Source organism: Clostridium sp. BSD2780061688st1 H5 (assembly GCF_005845155.1).
Classification (GTDB): domain Bacteria; phylum Bacillota; class Clostridia; order Lachnospirales; family Lachnospiraceae; genus Claveliimonas; species Claveliimonas intestinigallinarum.
In genome coordinates this window covers 17,404-33,534 of the sequence record NZ_SPGT01000019.1, presented here as the reverse complement: position 1 = coordinate 33,534, position 16,131 = coordinate 17,404, and the positions used below count along the sequence as shown (strand labels likewise).

Below are 16,131 nucleotides of genomic sequence, written 5' to 3'. Positions count from 1 at the left end.
AATACTAATAGCATTTGCGGATGGGGAGGAATCATGAATTACAAAGAGATAGCAGAGGAGCTCCTGAAAATGCGCTCTGAATGGCCTCATGTGGCGGTCAATGAGGAGCTGGCCAGACTGACAAAGGGAGAGTTCTTTGTGCTGAATTATCTGGAAAAACACGGAGGGACAGCTTTCCCGAAGGATCTCAGCAGAAAGATGCAGGTCAGCACAGCCCGCATTGCCGCGCTTTTGAAGCATATGGAGATGAAGGGCTGGGTGACCCGGACTGCGGACTGCCAGGACAACAGGCAGGTCATCGTGTCCATCACTCTGGCAGGCAGAGATGAAATAGAAGACAAGAGAGAAAAAACGCTGGAGGATGTGATCCGGCTGCTGGAATTTCTGGGCCCTCAGGATGCGGAGGCGCTGCTGCGTATCCAGGAAAAGGTTGTGAAAGGATTTTCGGAGCGGGAGTAGAAGGATGCTTTAAAAAGAGCATCCTTTTTGTCACCCTCCCGGGAAATTTGGCACACGGAAACAGTTGACTGAACTTCCCGGCTGTGTGACAATTATAAATAAGGCCTATATCACGGGAGGCAGATATGGAACTGATCCGGCTGCTCTCACAGGTGAGATACGAGGTGATACAAGGTACGGTCCACACCCGGGTTGAGGGTGTGACGAACGACACGAGAGATTTAAGACGAGGAGACGCCTACGTCTGCATTGAGGGGTACGGAACGGACGGACACAGGTTTGTCCCGGAGGCGGTGGAAAAGGGAGCGGCGGCCATTGTGGCGTCAAAGGAGATCGCCTGCCCGCCTGGCGTGACGGTAATCCGGGTGGCGGATACCCGGTGGGCTCTGGCTGCCATGTCCGCGGCTGCCTGTGGGTATCCGGCGGAGCACCTGCGGGTCATCGGTATAACCGGGACAAAGGGGAAGACAACCACCGCTTGGATGCTGCGGGATATCCTGGCGCGGGAGGAGGGGGCATGCGGACTGATCGGAACCATCGAGACGGACACAGGACTGCGCCGCTTCCCCAGCACGCATACAACCCCTGAGTCCTGTCAGCTTATGGCGTATTTTCAGGAGATGAGGGGGACGGGGCTTACAAGCGCAGTGATGGAGGTGTCCTCCCAGGCGCTGAAGCTGGAGCGGACTGCCTGCGTTCCCTTCTGCATGGGGATCTTCACCAACCTGGGGGAGGACCACATCGGCCCCGGGGAGCATGCCAGCCCGGAGGAGTACCGGTGGTGCAAGCATCTTTTGTTTCTCCAGTGCGAGACCGGGCTTGGGAATGTAGACGATCCCTGCTATGGGGAAATCTTTGACCGGACCGGGTGCAGGAAAGTTACCTTCGGTACGGAGGAGGGAGCGGACTGGCGGGCTGTGAGGATTAAGGAAGAGACAAGGGACGGGCGCTCCGGCATGAGCTTTGGGATAGAGGGCAGAGAGGGAGGATTTTTTATCCCGCTTCCGGGGAGATACAATGTGTACAATGCCCTTGCGGCGGCCGCCGCGGCCTTTGAGCTGGGGATTCGGGAGGAGACGGTGCGAAAAGCTCTGAGCCGGGTCAGGGTCCCGGGCCGGATGGAGCAGATCTCTTGCGCAGGCGGGCGGACTATCTTCCTGGACTACGCCCACAATGCCATGAGCCTTTCCTGCGCCCTGGATACTCTGAGGGGCTTTGTGAAGAGCCGGCTCATCGTCCTCTTCGGATGCGGGGGAAACAGGTCCAGGCAGAGAAGGTATGAGATGGGAGAGACGGCAGGGCGGATGGCGGACGAGACGGTCATCACCAGCGACAATCCCAGGGAGGAAAGGCCGGAGGACATCATCGCGGACATTGTGGAGGGCATGAGGCGGACAGAAGGGTTTTACACAGTCATACCGGACCGCAGGGAGGCCATCCGCTATGCGGTGGACCGAAGCGGCAGAGGGGACGTGGTCCTGATCGCGGGAAAGGGACACGAGACATACCAGGAAATACAGGGAGTGCGCTATCCCATGGACGACAGGGAGATCATACTGGAGGCACTCCGGGGAGAAAAGGACAGGTAAGGATGCCGGAAAAAAAGATTTACGCAGATATTATCATTGACATTACAAACGAAAAGCTGGACAAAATATTTCAGTACACGGTTCCGAAAGAGCTGGAAGGGAAGCTGGCTGTGGGGACGGAGGTGCTTGTCCCCTTTGGAAAGGGAAATAAGGAGACCAGGGGATATATTGTGGGATTTTCCGAGACCCCCGGCTACGACCCGGCAAAGATCAAGGAGATCCTGGCAGTGCCGGGGGAGAGCGTGGGCATCGAGACCCGGCTGGTGGCCCTGGCCGCCTGGATGAAGGAGTCCTACGGGGGCACCATGATCCAGGCCCTGAAGACCGTCCTCCCCATCAAGAGAAAGGAGCGGGAGAGGGAGAAGAAGACGCTGGTCCTTCTCGTCTCCCCGGAAGAGGGGGAGAAGAGATTAAGGTGGTATCAGAAGAAGAATCAGAAGGCCCGGGCCCGTCTCCTTGAGGCCCTCCTCTCAAGCCCCAGGCTGGACTACGACCTGGCCCGGGAGAAACTGAATATCACTCCTCCGGTGGTGCGGGCTCTGGAGGAGGATGGACTTCTCCTCACAGAGTCCTCCCGGGTGTACCGGAATCCGGTGCAGGCCGGGAGGAAAGCGGGAAGACAGATCGCGTACACGACAGAGCAGGCGGAGGCCATCCGGAGATTTTCAGAGGATTATGACAGGGGACTGCGGCGCACCTACCTGGTCTACGGCGTTACCGGCAGCGGCAAGACGGAGGTCTACATGGCCATGATTCGAAAGGTGGTGGAGGCGGGCAGGCAGGCCATTGTGCTCATCCCTGAGATCGCCCTTACCTGGCAGACTGTGCTCCGCTTCCAGAGAATGTTTGGGGACCGGGTGTCCATCCTCAACTCCCGGATGTCGGCGGGGGAGAGGTATGACCAGATGCAGCGGGCAAAAAAAGGGGAGATTGACGTCATGATCGGCCCCAGGTCCGCCCTTTTTACCCCCTTTCCCAGGCTGGGGCTCATTGTCATAGACGAGGAGCACGAGGGCAGCTACAAGAGCGAGCAGGTGCCCCGGTATCACGCCCGGGAGACAGCTGTGGAGAGGGCGCGCCTGGAGGGGGCCGGTGTGGTGCTGGGATCGGCCACTCCCTCCCTGGAGGCCTTCTACCGCTGCGAGAGGGGAGAGTATGTGCTGCTGCGACTGCCCTCCAGAGCCGGAAGCGGGACTCTGCCCCGGGTCCGGGTGGCGGATATGCGGGAGGAGCTGAAGAAGGGGAACCGTTCTATCTTCAGTGACAGCCTGAGAGAGCTCATGGCGGACCGGCTGCAGAAGGGGCAGCAGACCATGCTCTTTATCAACCGGCGAGGCTACGCGGGCTTTGTGTCCTGCCGGTCCTGCGGCCACGTGATCAAGTGCCCCCACTGCGACGTGTCCCTGTCCGCCCACAGGGGAGGGAGGCTGGTCTGCCACTACTGCGGCTATGAGAGGCCCATGGTGCGAACCTGCCCGGAATGTGGCTCCCCCCACATCGGGGGCTTTAAGGCGGGCACCCAGCAGATCGAGGAGATGGTAAAGCGGGAGTTCCCGGGGGCCAGAGTGCTCCGGATGGACGCGGACACCACCCGGAGAAAGGACGGCCACGAGAAGATCCTCTCCGCCTTCGGAGACGGGGAGGCAGATATCCTTGTGGGCACCCAGATGATCGTCAAGGGCCACGATTTCCCCAATGTGACCCTGGTGGGGGTACTGGCCGCGGACATGTCCCTCTACACTGATGATTACCGCTCTGCGGAGCGCACTTTTCAGCTTCTGACACAGGCCGCCGGCAGGGCGGGAAGAGGAGAGGGAGGAGGCGAGGTGGTGATCCAGACCTACAGCCCGGAGCACTACAGCATCGAGACAGCCGCCAGGCAGGATTACGAGGCCTTCTATGAGGAGGAGATCCGGTACCGGGAGATAATGGGGTATCCGCCGGCGGCCCATCTCCTTGCCGTCCTCCTGGCGGCGCAGGACGAGGAGAAGCTGACCACCGCCTCCGCATATCTGAAGGAATTTGCGGCCAGACTGGGCTCCTCGGGGCAGCTTGCGGTGATCGGCCCGGCCAGCCCCCATGTGGGAAAGGTGAGCGACGTTTACCGAAAGATCCTCTATCTAAAATCCGAAAAATATGGTATGCTTGTTAAGGCGAAGGACCGAATGGAGCAGTATATTGAGTTGAACCGGGGGTTCCGGGATATCCGGATCCAGTTCGACTTTGACCCTGTACATTCCTTCTGACGGGAGGAGGCCTTTTGGCAGGGACTACTCCTGACAGGACGCCGTTTTTGACAGATAGAGAATATTTTTTATAGAAGGAGCTAAAGACATATGGCAACCAGAAAGATAAGAGAGCTTGGAGATGAAGTGCTGACAAAGCAGTGCAAAGAAGTGACAAAGATGACCCTGCGGACAAAGATCCTGATCCAGGATATGCTGGATACGATGTACGAGGCCCTGGGCGTGGGGCTTGCGGCCCCCCAGGTGGGTGTGCTCAAGAGGATCATCGTCATCGATGTGGGGGAGGGCCCCATCGTCCTCATCAACCCGGAGATCCTGGAGACCTCCGGCGAGCAGACCGGCGAGGAGGGGTGCCTGAGCGTGCCCGGCAAATCCGGCCAGGTGACAAGGCCTGACTATGTGAAGGTGAGGGCTCTGAACGAGGATATGGAAGAGATCGAGCTGGAGGGCACCGGACTTCTGGCAAGGGCCTTCTGCCACGAGATCGACCATCTGGATGGAAAGATGTACGTGGATCTTGTGGAGGGAGAGCTCCACGATGTGACCTACGACGAGGAGGATGAGTAGATGAGAGTGATCTTTATGGGAACCCCGGATTTTTCGGTGGGGACCCTGGAGGCCCTGATCCAGGCGGGGCACGAGGTGGTGCTGGCCGTGACCCAGCCCGACAAGCCAAAGGGAAGAGGCGGGAAGGTGCAGTATACACCGGTAAAGGAGAAGGCTCTGGAACACGGCATCCCGGTCTTTCAGCCCGTGAAGGTGAGGGAGAAGAGCTGTGTGGAGGAGCTGGCCCGCTATGGGGCGGACGTGATGGTGGTGATTGCTTTCGGACAGATCCTCCCCAAAGAGATCCTGGAGCTCACCCCCTGCGGGTGCATCAACGTCCACGCCTCCCTTCTGCCGAAGTACAGGGGAGCCGCGCCCATCCAGTGGTCCATCATTGACGGGGAGACAGTCACCGGCGTGACCACCATGCAGATGGACGAGGGGCTGGACACAGGAGATATGCTCCTGCGGACAGAGGTGCCTATCGAGGCGGATGAGACCGGCGGCAGCCTCCATGACAAGCTGGCGAAGGCCGGGGCAGAGCTCTGTGTGGAGACCCTGAAGGCCCTGGAGGCCGGCACCCTGCACCCCGAAAAGCAGGGGGAGACGCCCACCCGGTATGCGCGGCAGCTGTCCAAGGAGCTGGGAAGGATCGACTGGACAGAGGACGCGGTTTCCATAGAGCGGCTTGTGAGGGGCTTAAATCCCTGGCCCAGCGCCTGGACTGTCTGGGAAGGAAAGACCATGAAGATCTGGGGGGCAGACGTGTTGGAAAAGGAGAGCGGACAGCCCTGCGGCACCGTGGCGGAGGTGACAAAGGAGAGCTTTCTCGTCCAGACAGGGAAAGGACTTCTGGCGGTCAGGCAGCTGCAGATCCCGGGAAAGAAGCGTATGGACGCGGACGCCTTCCTGAGAGGCTACCGGGTGGAGCCGGGGACAAGGCTTGGCGAAGAAGAAATGGAAGAATAAATAAAAAAGTGTTAAATTTATATGAAAAACAGGTTGGCAGCCTGTTTTTCGTATATAATACTCCTCTAGGAGGTTGATTACTATGATGTATCCAATGTATTACTGGTTTGATCCTACGTATATACTTGTCATTGCGGGTGTGATCATCTGTCTGGCGGCTTCCGCCAAAATGCGGTCCACCTTTAATAGATATTCCAGAGTCCGCAGCCACAGCGGCCTTACCGGCCATGAGGCGGCATACGAGGTGCTGCGCCGGGCGGGCATCTACGATGTCCGGATCGAGAGGGTGGCGGGCAATCTGACCGACCACTATGATCCCAGGACCAAGGTGCTGCGGCTCTCTGACGCCACCTACAACTCCACGTCCCTGGCGGCGGTGGGGGTGGCGGCCCATGAGTGCGGACACGCCATGCAGCACGCCCAGGGGTATATGCCCCTGAGAATCAGAGGATCCCTGGTGCCCCTGGCTAACCTGGGGAGCACCCTTGCCTGGCCCCTGATCCTCATCGGACTTCTCTTTACAGGCCGGTCCTCGGAGATGTTCCTGAACCTGGGTATCCTTGCCTTCTCCCTGGCGGTCCTGTTTCAGCTTGTGACCCTGCCGGTGGAGTTCAATGCTTCGGGCAGGGCGGTGCGCATCCTGGGCAGCTCCGGCATCATGTACCCGGATGAGATCCAGGGCACGAAGAAGGTGCTGGGGGCGGCGGCCCTCACCTATGTGGCAGGGGCGGCGTCCTCTATCCTGCAGCTTCTGCGTATCATCCTGCTGACAGGCAACAGGCGCAGATAGAAGGCCGGAGGACGGAGAAAGAAAAGAGAGAAAGAGGAGGGACCGATGACAAAAATAAACACAAGGGACCTGGTGGTGGAGATCCTTCTCCTTGTCACAAGGGACGGGCAGTACAGCCATATTGCGCTGAACCAGGTGCTGGGGAAATACCAGTACCTGGATAAAAGCGACAGGGCCTTTATCACGAGAGTGGTGGAGGGAACCCTGGAGCGGATGATCGAGCTGGACTACATCACGGACCAGTTTTCCAAGGTAAAAGTAAAGAAGATGAAGCCTGTCATACGGGCCATTATCAGGAGCGCGGTCTATCAGCTGAAGTACATGGACAGCGTTCCTGATCGTGCTGTCTGCAGCGAGGCGGTGAAGCTGGCGGCCTCAAGAGGCTTCGGCGGGCTGAGGGGCTTTGTCAACGGGGTGCTCCGCTCCATCGCGAGAAACCTGGATACAGTGCCCTATCCGGAGGAGGGAACCCTGGAGTATCTCAGCGTGGTCTACTCCATGCCCCGGTGGATACTGGAGCAGTGGCTCGGCTGCTATAGCCGGGAGCAGGTGGAAAGGATGCTGCGGAATTTTCTTCAGGAGAAGCCCACCTCCATCCGATGCAATCTACACCAGATCTCCAAGGAGGAGCTCAAAGAAAAGCTAATCCGTGAGGGAGTGAAGGTGGAGGATGTGCCGGAGCTATCCTGCGCCCTGCTGATCTCCGGCTACGATTATCTGGCAGCCCTCCCCAGCTTTCAGGAGGGGGATTTCCAGGTGCAGGACATCAGCTCCATGCTGGTGGCACAGCGGGCGGACCCGAAGGAGGGGGACTACGTCATAGACGTCTGCGCCGCCCCCGGCGGGAAGGCGCTCCACCTGGCGGATATGCTGGCGGGCACAGGCATGGTGGAGGCCAGGGATATCAGCGATTATAAGGTGGAGCTCATATGGGACAACATCCGCCGGTCCGGCATGGAAAATATCCGGGCCGTCCGCTGGGATGCCACGGTTCCTGACGAGGAGTCTGTGGAGAAGGCGGACATTGTGATCGCGGATCTTCCCTGCTCCGGGCTGGGAGTCCTGGGGAGAAAGAGCGACCTGAAATACCGGATGACCCGGGAGGACGAGAGGGAGCTGGCGGCTCTCCAGAGAAGGATCCTCTCCCAGGTGTGGAGGTACGTAAAGCCCGGCGGCAGGCTGGTCTATAGCACCTGCACCATCAACCGGGAGGAGAACGAGGAGAACGCGGCCTGGTTCCAGGCGGAGCATCCGGATTTCCGGCTGGTGAGCCAGGAGCAGATCCTCCCCGGGCAGCAGGCGGGAGACGGATTTTACATTGCCCTTTTTGACAGAAAGGACTGAGAGAATATGGGGGAAATTATGGAGAAGGCTGTGAGGAAAAAGAAGGATATCTGTTCCTATACATATGAAGAGCTGGCGGAGGAGATGCAGGCGGCCGGGGAGAAGACCTTCCGGGCAAAGCAGATCTACCAGTGGCTTCACGTAAAGCTGGCGGACAGCTTTGAGGAGATGACCAACCTGTCCAAGTCCCTGCGGGAGAAGCTGGACGAGGAGTACCAGATCGCCCCGGTGGAGCTGGTGGAGAGGCAGATCTCAAAGGCGGATCCCACGGAGAAATTCCTTTTTGAGCTGGAGGACGGCAACATGGTGGAGAGCGTCCTGATGAAATACGACTACGGAAATTCTGTCTGTATTTCCTCCCAGGCCGGGTGCCGGATGGGATGCCGGTTCTGCGCTTCCACCATCGGCGGGCTCATAAGGAACCTGAAGACCTCGGAGATGCTCCGACAGATCTACAGGATCCAGAAGATAACCGGGGAGAGGGTGTCCAACATTGTGGTCATGGGTACCGGGGAGCCCCTGGACAACTATGACAATTTTGTCCGCTTTATCCGCATGGTCAGCGCCCCTGAGGGGCTGAACATCAGCCAGAGGAATATCACCGCCTCCACTTGCGGTATCGTGCCCGGGATTCTCAGGCTGGCGGAGGAGGGCTTTCAGATCACCCTGGCCCTGTCCCTCCACGCGGGCACGCAGGAAAAGAGGAAGAGTCTCATGCCGGTGGCAAACAAATACGAGCTCTCGGAGGTGCTGGCGGCCTGCGATACATATTTCGAGAAGACGGGCAGAAGGATCACCTTTGAGTACAGCCTGGTGAAGGATGTCAACGACACGGACGAGGACGCGGCGGATCTGATCCGCATCGCAGGGCACAGAAACTGCCATATCAACCTCATTCCGGTGAACCCGGTGAGGGAGAGGAGCTATGTGCGTCCCAGCCGTCAAAATGCCCTCAAATTCCAAAATAAACTTGAAAAAAACGGAATAAATGTTACTATAAGAAGGGAAAGAGGTTCCGATATTGACGGGGCCTGTGGACAATTACGGAGACGCTATGCGGCTGCGGGAAAGGAAAAGGCAGATGAAATTTTACGCGCTGACTGATGTGGGGAGAAGACGGGAGGTAAATCAGGACTATGTGTTCGCGACAGACAGTCCCATCGGACCGTTCCCCAATCTTCTGGTAGTTGCGGACGGAATGGGCGGCCACAAGGCCGGTGATTTCGCATCCAAATTTACCGTTGAGACGCTGAAAAAAGAACTGGAAAAAAGCGCGCCCGGCAGACCGGATGAGATTTTCAAGGCTGCCATTGACACCGCCAACCGCAGACTGATCGAGGAGGCCCAAAGAGATATAAAGCTTGAGGGCATGGGCACCACCCTGGTGGCGGCCACGGTCATTGACAATACACTGCATTTTGCGAATATCGGAGACAGCCGGCTCTATCTGATCAGCGACAATATCCGGCAGCTGTCCAAGGATCACTCCCTGGTGGAGGAGATGGTGCGCCTGGGCGGGATCAAGGCCGAGGAGGCCAGGAACCACCCGGACAAGAACATTATCACCAGGGCTATGGGAGTAAAGGATGAGGCAGAGGCAGATTTCTATGAATTCCGCATCAGAAGGGGAGACAAGATACTGATGTGCACGGACGGCCTGAGCAACATGGTGGAGGATGAAGTCATGTTCGGCATCGTGAAGGGCTCCAGAGATATCATAGAGGCTGTGCATATGCTGATCGACAAGGCAAATGCAAACGGAGGCAGAGATAATATAGGGGTAGTGATGGCGGAGCCCATCGCTGATGAGGTAGGCAAATGGTAAAAGATGGTATTTTTTTAGGCAACAGATATGAGGTAATTGAGAAGATTGGTTCAGGCGGCATGGCGGATGTCTACAAGGGCAGAGATACAATGCTGAACCGCTACGTCGCGATCAAGGTTTTGAAAAAAGAGTTCCGGGAGGACGAGACCTTTGTGAAAAAGTTCCGCTCCGAGGCCCAGGCCGCAGCCGGCCTTTTGAACCCCAATATTGTCAATGTCTACGACGTGGGGGAGGACAGGGGACTCTACTATATGGTCATGGAGCTTGTGGAGGGCATCACTCTGAAGGAGTATATAGACCGGAAGAAACGCCTCTCCGCCAGAGAAGTGATCAGTATTGCGATCCAGATGTGCTCGGGCATTGAGGAAGCCCACAAGCACCATATCATACACAGGGACATCAAGCCCCAGAATATCATTATATCCAACGATGGAAAAGTGAAGGTGACGGATTTTGGCATCGCCAGGATGGTGACCTCCAAGACCACCACCACGGTGGCCATGGGGTCGGTTCACTATACCTCTCCCGAGCAGGCGAGGGGCGGCTACAGCGATGAGAAGAGCGACATCTATTCCATCGGTATCACCCTGTACGAGATGGTCACAGGCCAGGTTCCCTTCAACGGGGACACTACGGTGGAGGTGGCTATGAAGCATCTGCAGGAGGAGATCACGCCTCCCTCCGAGCTGGTGCCGGACATCCCCTACAGTCTCGAGCAGATCATTTTGAAATGTACCCAGAAAAACGCGGAGAGAAGATACAGCGATGTGGACGAGCTGATCCAGGATCTGAAGCACTCCCTTGTGGATCCGGACGGAGATTTCGTCCAGATCGTCCCTGTAGGAAATGCGGACACAGTGATCATCACGGAGGATGATCTGGACGATATCCGCAGTTCCTATGGAGATGATGACGAGGACGATGAGTACGGCGAGGATGACGACTACGGCGAAGACGATGAGGATTACGAAGATGACGAGGACGGGGAGGATCACGACAGTGATGAAGTCAATCCTCGCATGAACAAGGTCATCAAGATCATGACCATCGTCGTGGCGGTCATCATCATTTTGGTGCTTGCCCTTGTGATCGGCCGGGCGGCCGGACTGTTCCGGTTTGGCGGCACGGGAACGACACAAGAGGAGGACAGCGGCCAGGTGAAGGTGCCCAACGTGGTGGGCATGTCCCTAGACGATGCCAAGGCAGAGCTGAACAACGCGGGACTTGGCTGGAAAATTGGAAAGCAGGAGGAATCCGCCAAGTACGAGAAGGGCTATGTCATGGCACAGGACCCGAAGAACGGGGAAAAGGTAAAGAAAAATACGCAGATCACTCTGGATGTGAGCACCGGCAAGACGGATGAGCAGGTGGAGGTGCCCAACGTAGTAGGCCAGGACGAGGCGGACGCCCAGAAGACTCTGGAGGACGCCGGCTTTAAGGTAGAGTCTGCCGCTGTCTACAGCAGCCAGCCCCAGGGCGAGGTGGTGTCCACCGACCCGGAGGCAGGCACCCAGGCCGCAAAGGGCTCTACTGTGACCATACAGGTCAGCAAGGGAGAGCAGAAGATCAGCGTCCCGGATGTGCGGGGCACGGATGAGAATACAGCCAAGAGCACCCTCTCAGGGGCCGGGCTGAATGTGACAGTCACCACGGACTACAGCGACAGCGTGGCCCAGGGCAATGTCATCTCCCAGGATCCCTCGGGCGGCACAAAGGTGGACGCGGGCGCTAACGTCAATATCGTGGTGAGCCTTGGATCAAGGCCTGTAAGCGTGCCTTCTGTCGTGGGCGTATCGGAGAGCAACGCCCGCCAGCTGATTGCCAGCGCCGGGCTCAGCGTGGGAAGCGTGACCTACAGGGAGGACTCCGCGCCGGCAGGACAGGTGATCTCCTGCGACCCGGGCGTGGGGGCCAGCGTGTCCAGGGGGGCTTCGGTCAATCTCGTGGTAAGCCAGGGCCAGTCGTCTTCTCCAGGCGACAGCACTGAGACGCCGGAGGAGCCGGACACAGAAGAAGGACAGTAATACATGCAGGGAAAAATCATAAAAGGTATTGCCGGGTTCTACTACGTCCATGTAGCGGAATCCGGTATTTACGAATGTAAGGCAAAAGGAATTTTCAGGAAAGAGAACAAAAAGCCCCTTGTGGGGGATAACGTGGAGATCGATGTGCTGGACGAGAAGGATATGGAGGGCAATCTGGTCCGCATCCTTCCGAGGAAGAACGAGCTGATCCGCCCGGCGGTAGCCAATGTGGACCAGGCTCTTGTGGTGTTCGCGGCGGCAAAGCCGGATCCCCACCTGAATCTGCTGGACCGCTTTCTCGTCATGATGGAGAGAAAGGACATTCCGGCGGTGCTCTGCTTTAACAAAAAGGACATCGCTGATGACCCGCGCCTTGCGGACCTGAAGGATATTTACCGGAACTGCGGGTGCCGGATCCTCTTTACAAGCGCGGAGAAAAAAGAAAATATCCGGCAGCTGAGAGAGATTTTGGAGGGGAAGACGACCACTGTGGCCGGTCCCTCCGGAGTGGGGAAATCCTCCCTTATCAATCTTCTCCAGAGCGAGATTAAGATGGAGACCGGCTCCATCAGCGAGAAGATCGAGAGGGGGCGGCACACCACCCGCCACAGCGAGCTCATCGCCATAGATGAGAACTCCTATATTATGGATACGCCGGGATTCAGCTCCCTCTACACCAATGATTTTGAGAAGGAAGAGCTGAAGCACTGCTTCCCGGAATTCTTTCCCTATGAGGGGCAGTGCAGATACAATGGATGCGACCACGTACATGAGCCGGACTGCGCCGTGAAGGCGGCGGTGGAGTCAGGGGAGATCCACAGGGCCAGGTATGACAGCTATCTGGAAATGTATGAGGAGCTGAAGGCAAAGAGGAGGTATTGAGTATATGGATTACATTTTGGCGCCGTCTATTCTGGCGGCAGATTTCACAGAGCTGGGAGAGGAGATCAGGAGGACGGAGGAAAATGGCGCCGCCTGGCTCCATTTTGACGTCATGGACGGCATGTTTGTCCCCAGTATCTCTTTTGGCATGCCTGTGCTGAAATCCATCCGCCACGCCACAGGGCAGTTCATGGACGCCCACCTCATGGTGCAGGATCCGATCCGCTATGTGGAGGCCTTTCAGGAGGCGGGGGCGGACGGCGTGACCGTTCACCTGGAAGCCTGCCCGGACGTGAAGGCAGCCCTGGATAAGATCCATGCGTGCGGCATGAAGGCGGGGCTCTCCATCTGCCCGGAGACGCCGGCGGAAGAGGTGGACAGATACCTGGACGATGTGGAGATGATCCTCATCATGTGTGTGCATCCCGGGTTCGGCGGACAGAAGTTCATCCCTGAGTCTCTGGACAAGATCCGGACTGTGCGGGCGATGGCCCGGGAAAGAGGGATGGATCTGAATATCCAGGTGGACGGCGGCGTGTATCTGACCAACGTCCGTGAGGTGCTGGATGCAGGGGCGAATGTGATCGTCGCCGGCTCTGCTGTCTTTAACGGCAGTGCGGCAGAAAATACAAAGAATTTCATGGAGATACTTAAGAGCTATGAGTAAGAGAGCAGTGATCATCAGCGGGGGAACTCTGTATGAGGAGCTGATAGAAAAGACCATCAGGGAGTGCGAAGATCCATGCATTATCGGCGTGGACAAAGGGGTGGAATTTCTGTATCATCACAAAATCCGGCCCAGCTATATCGTGGGCGACTTTGACAGCCTGTCCCACGAGATCGTAGACTACTATAAGAATGAGACTCATGTCTCCGTGCGGGAGTTCAATCCGGTAAAGGATGCCTCGGACACAGAGATCGCGGTTCGGCTTGCCATCACCCTGGGGTGCCACGAGATGGTGATCCTGGGCGCTACCGGGAGCAGGGTGGATCACCTGTGGGCGAACATACAGACACTGACTATCCCCTTCAAGGCGGGGGTGGACGCGGTGATCCTGGATCCGCAGAACCGTATCCGCCTCATCGGAGGGGAGACCCATCTGAAAAAAGAGGAGGCCTTCGGGGACTATTTTTCTGTGTTCCCTCTGGGCGAGGTGGTTTATGGCTTTAACATCCGGGGAGCGAAATATCCCCTCACAGAGCATACTCTGACCCCCTACGACAGCCTGTGCGTCAGCAATCAGATCGAGGAGGACGAGGTGGTCATTGATTTCGTCAGCGGGATCGTCATCCTGATGGAGACCCGGGACAGAGAGGAAAAACAGAAGTAAAGAAAGCGCACAGTAAATATAACGAAAGGCAGAAGCCCTCAGAGAGAAGGGGCTTTTGAACAGGTAGAGGATAAAATGAAATTAGGAATCGTAGGCCTGCCCAACGTGGGCAAGAGCACACTTTTTAATTCACTGACAAAGGCAGGGGCGGAGTCGGCAAACTACCCCTTCTGCACCATCGACCCCAACGTGGGCGTGGTGACCGTGCCGGACGAGCGCCTGAACGTGCTGGGAGAGATGTACCACACAAAGAAGATCATCCCGGCAGCCATTGAATTTGTAGATATCGCGGGGCTTGTCAAAGGAGCCTCAAAGGGAGAGGGCCTCGGAAACCAGTTCCTGGCCAACATCCGGGAGGTGGACGCCATCGTTCATGTGGTGCGGTGCTTTGAGGACAGCAACATTGTCCACGTGGACGGCAGCATCAACCCCATGCGGGATATCGAGACCATCAACCTGGAGCTCATCTTCTCGGATCTGGAGATCCTGGAGCGGCGCATCGCCAAGACCACAAAGGTGGCCAGAAATGACAAGACAGCGGCCAAGGAGCTGAAGCTTCTGGAGAAGATCAAGGCCCATCTGGAGGAGGGCAGGCTGGCCAAGAGCTTTGACGGGGCCGAGGACGAGGAGGAGCAGGCGTGGCTGGAGAGCTACAATCTTCTCACCGGGAAGCCGGTGATTTTTGCCGCCAACGTGGCGGAGGACGACCTGGCCGATGACGGCGCTTCCAACCCCGGTGTGCAGGCGGTCCGGGAGTACGCGGCGAAGGAGGGCTTTGAGGTGTTTGTCGTATGCGCTCAGATCGAGCAGGAGATCGCGGAGCTGGACGATGATGAGAAGAAGATGTTCCTGGAGGATCTGGGGCTTTCCGAGTCCGGTCTTGAGAAGCTCATCAAGGCCAGCTACCGTCTCCTGGGACTGATCAGCTACCTGACGGCAGGCGAGCCGGAGGTGCGGGCATGGACGATCAAAAAGGGAACAAAGGCGCCCCAGGCGGCGGGAAAGATCCACTCAGACTTTGAAAGAGGATTTATCCGGGCCGAGGTGGTGTCCTACGACGACCTGATCGCCTGCGGCTCCCACAATGCGGCGAAAGAGAAAGGGCTGATCCGCCTGGAGGGAAAGGACTACGTGGTGCAGGACGGAGACATCATGCTGTTCCGCTTCAACGTATAGACAGAAAAAGAGACGGGAAAGGACAGGACAAGTCATGCATACTTCAATTGAATTCCCAAATATCGGCATCCATCTGGAAAATGTGGGCAAGACCCTGACTGTGTTTGGGTTTGACATCGCCTACTACGGCATTGTCATCGGCATCGGCATGCTGGCGGGCATTGGCATGGCCATGATGGAGGCGAAAAGAACAGGCCAGAACCAGGAGGACTACCTGGACCTGGCCATCTTTGCCATCATATTCGGTATTATCGGGGCCAGGATCTACTACGTTGTCTTTGCCTGGGATATGTACAAGGACAACCTGCTGGAGATCTTCAACACCCGCCACGGGGGACTGGCCATCTACGGCGGCGTCATAGCGGCGGTGATCACTGTGTTTGTGGTGGCGAGGGTGAAAAAGCTGCCTGTGACCCGACTGCTGGATACGGCGGTGCTGGGACTTGTGACAGGGCAGATGATCGGCAGATGGGGCAACTTCTTTAACCGGGAGGCCTTCGGGGACTACACCAATGGGCTTCTGGCCATGCGGCTGCCTCTGGACGCGGTGCGCAGCTCGGACGTGACGGAGAAGATCCGGGAGCACATCGACGTGGTGGACGGGGTGTCTTACATCCAGGTCCATCCCACCTTTCTCTACGAGTCCCTCTGGTGCCTCATGGTGCTGGTGCTCCTGCTCCTCTACAGAACCCACAAGAAGTTCGAGGGGGAGGTTTTCCTTCTGTACCTGGCGGGCTACGGCGCGGGCCGGTTCTGGATTGAGGGCCTGCGGACGGACCAGCTGTGGATCCCGGGCACGGAAATCCCGGTGTCCCAGGTGCTGGCAGGCGTGCTGGTGGTGGTGTCCGTGATCTGGATCGTGTGCGGGAGAAAGGGGCTTGTACCGAAAAAGAAACAAAAGAAAACAGAGTAAAATCTGGACTTTTAAAATGGCACGGGCTATAATATTA

At 57.5% G+C, this 16,131-nt stretch carries 15 protein-coding genes; all 15 read left to right on the top strand.

The window, feature by feature from the left end:
• The first annotated feature begins 33 nt into the window (after positions 1–33).
• The 15 genes from FGQ86_RS11925 (at position 34) to lgt (ending at position 16,094) form a co-directional block, all read left to right on the top strand.
• Complete coding sequence (locus FGQ86_RS11925; RefSeq protein ID WP_033124392.1) at positions 34–459, top strand: MarR family transcriptional regulator; 426 nt, start codon at positions 34–36, stop codon at positions 457–459.
• Positions 460–584: 125 nt separating this feature from the next.
• Positions 585–2,048, top strand: a complete 1,464-nt coding sequence (locus tag FGQ86_RS11920; protein ID WP_138304202.1) for a UDP-N-acetylmuramoyl-L-alanyl-D-glutamate--2,6-diaminopimelate ligase — start codon at positions 585–587, stop codon at positions 2,046–2,048.
• Positions 2,049–2,050: 2 nt separating this feature from the next.
• The gene (gene priA / locus FGQ86_RS11915; protein WP_207742300.1) at positions 2,051–4,294 is read left to right on the top strand and encodes a primosomal protein N'; all 2,244 of its coding nucleotides are present in this window, start codon (positions 2,051–2,053) and stop codon (positions 4,292–4,294) included.
• A 90-nt stretch (positions 4,295–4,384) separates the two neighbouring features.
• Positions 4,385–4,861, top strand: a complete 477-nt coding sequence (gene def, locus FGQ86_RS11910) for a peptide deformylase (RefSeq protein WP_138304199.1) — start codon at positions 4,385–4,387, stop codon at positions 4,859–4,861.
• Entirely contained in the window at positions 4,862–5,809 is a 948-nt protein-coding gene (fmt, locus tag FGQ86_RS11905; protein ID WP_033124389.1) for a methionyl-tRNA formyltransferase, read from the top strand.
• An 82-nt stretch (positions 5,810–5,891) separates the two neighbouring features.
• On the top strand, positions 5,892–6,599 hold the full coding sequence (locus tag FGQ86_RS11900) for a zinc metallopeptidase (protein WP_171031560.1): 708 nt from the start codon (positions 5,892–5,894) through the stop codon (positions 6,597–6,599).
• Between the two features lie 45 nt (positions 6,600–6,644).
• Positions 6,645–7,943 carry a 16S rRNA (cytosine(967)-C(5))-methyltransferase RsmB gene (gene rsmB / locus FGQ86_RS11895; protein WP_033124388.1) on the top strand — a complete coding sequence of 433 codons (1,299 nt, stop codon included), beginning with the start codon at positions 6,645–6,647 and terminating at the stop codon, positions 7,941–7,943.
• Between the two features lie 6 nt (positions 7,944–7,949).
• Complete coding sequence (rlmN, locus tag FGQ86_RS11890; protein WP_052083749.1) at positions 7,950–9,047, top strand: 23S rRNA (adenine(2503)-C(2))-methyltransferase RlmN; 1,098 nt, start codon at positions 7,950–7,952, stop codon at positions 9,045–9,047.
• The gene (locus tag FGQ86_RS11885) at positions 9,025–9,768 is read left to right on the top strand and encodes a Stp1/IreP family PP2C-type Ser/Thr phosphatase (RefSeq protein ID WP_033124387.1); all 744 of its coding nucleotides are present in this window, start codon (positions 9,025–9,027) and stop codon (positions 9,766–9,768) included. The genes rlmN and FGQ86_RS11885 overlap by 23 nt, the downstream gene beginning before the upstream one ends.
• A complete protein-coding gene (gene pknB, locus FGQ86_RS11880) occupies positions 9,762–11,792 on the top strand; it encodes a Stk1 family PASTA domain-containing Ser/Thr kinase (protein WP_033124386.1) in 2,031 nt (676 codons plus the stop codon). Before FGQ86_RS11885 ends, pknB begins: the two co-directional genes overlap by 7 nt.
• A gap of 3 nt (positions 11,793–11,795) precedes the next feature.
• The gene (gene rsgA / locus FGQ86_RS11875) at positions 11,796–12,674 is read left to right on the top strand and encodes a ribosome small subunit-dependent GTPase A (RefSeq protein WP_033124385.1); all 879 of its coding nucleotides are present in this window, start codon (positions 11,796–11,798) and stop codon (positions 12,672–12,674) included.
• 4 nt (positions 12,675–12,678) lie between these two features.
• A complete protein-coding gene (gene rpe / locus FGQ86_RS11870) occupies positions 12,679–13,341 on the top strand; it encodes a ribulose-phosphate 3-epimerase (protein ID WP_033124384.1) in 663 nt (220 codons plus the stop codon).
• Positions 13,334–14,005: a thiamine diphosphokinase gene (locus FGQ86_RS11865; RefSeq protein ID WP_033124383.1), complete on the top strand. Its 672-nt coding sequence runs from the start codon at positions 13,334–13,336 to the stop codon at positions 14,003–14,005. Before rpe ends, FGQ86_RS11865 begins: the two co-directional genes overlap by 8 nt.
• A 75-nt stretch (positions 14,006–14,080) precedes the next feature.
• Positions 14,081–15,181 (top strand): redox-regulated ATPase YchF, encoded by a 1,101-nt coding sequence (gene ychF, locus FGQ86_RS11860; RefSeq protein WP_033124382.1) that lies wholly within the window; start codon positions 14,081–14,083, stop codon positions 15,179–15,181.
• Between the two features lie 34 nt (positions 15,182–15,215).
• Positions 15,216–16,094 (top strand): prolipoprotein diacylglyceryl transferase, encoded by an 879-nt coding sequence (gene lgt / locus FGQ86_RS11855; RefSeq protein ID WP_033124381.1) that lies wholly within the window; start codon positions 15,216–15,218, stop codon positions 16,092–16,094.
• Positions 16,095–16,131: the final 37 nt, after the last annotated feature.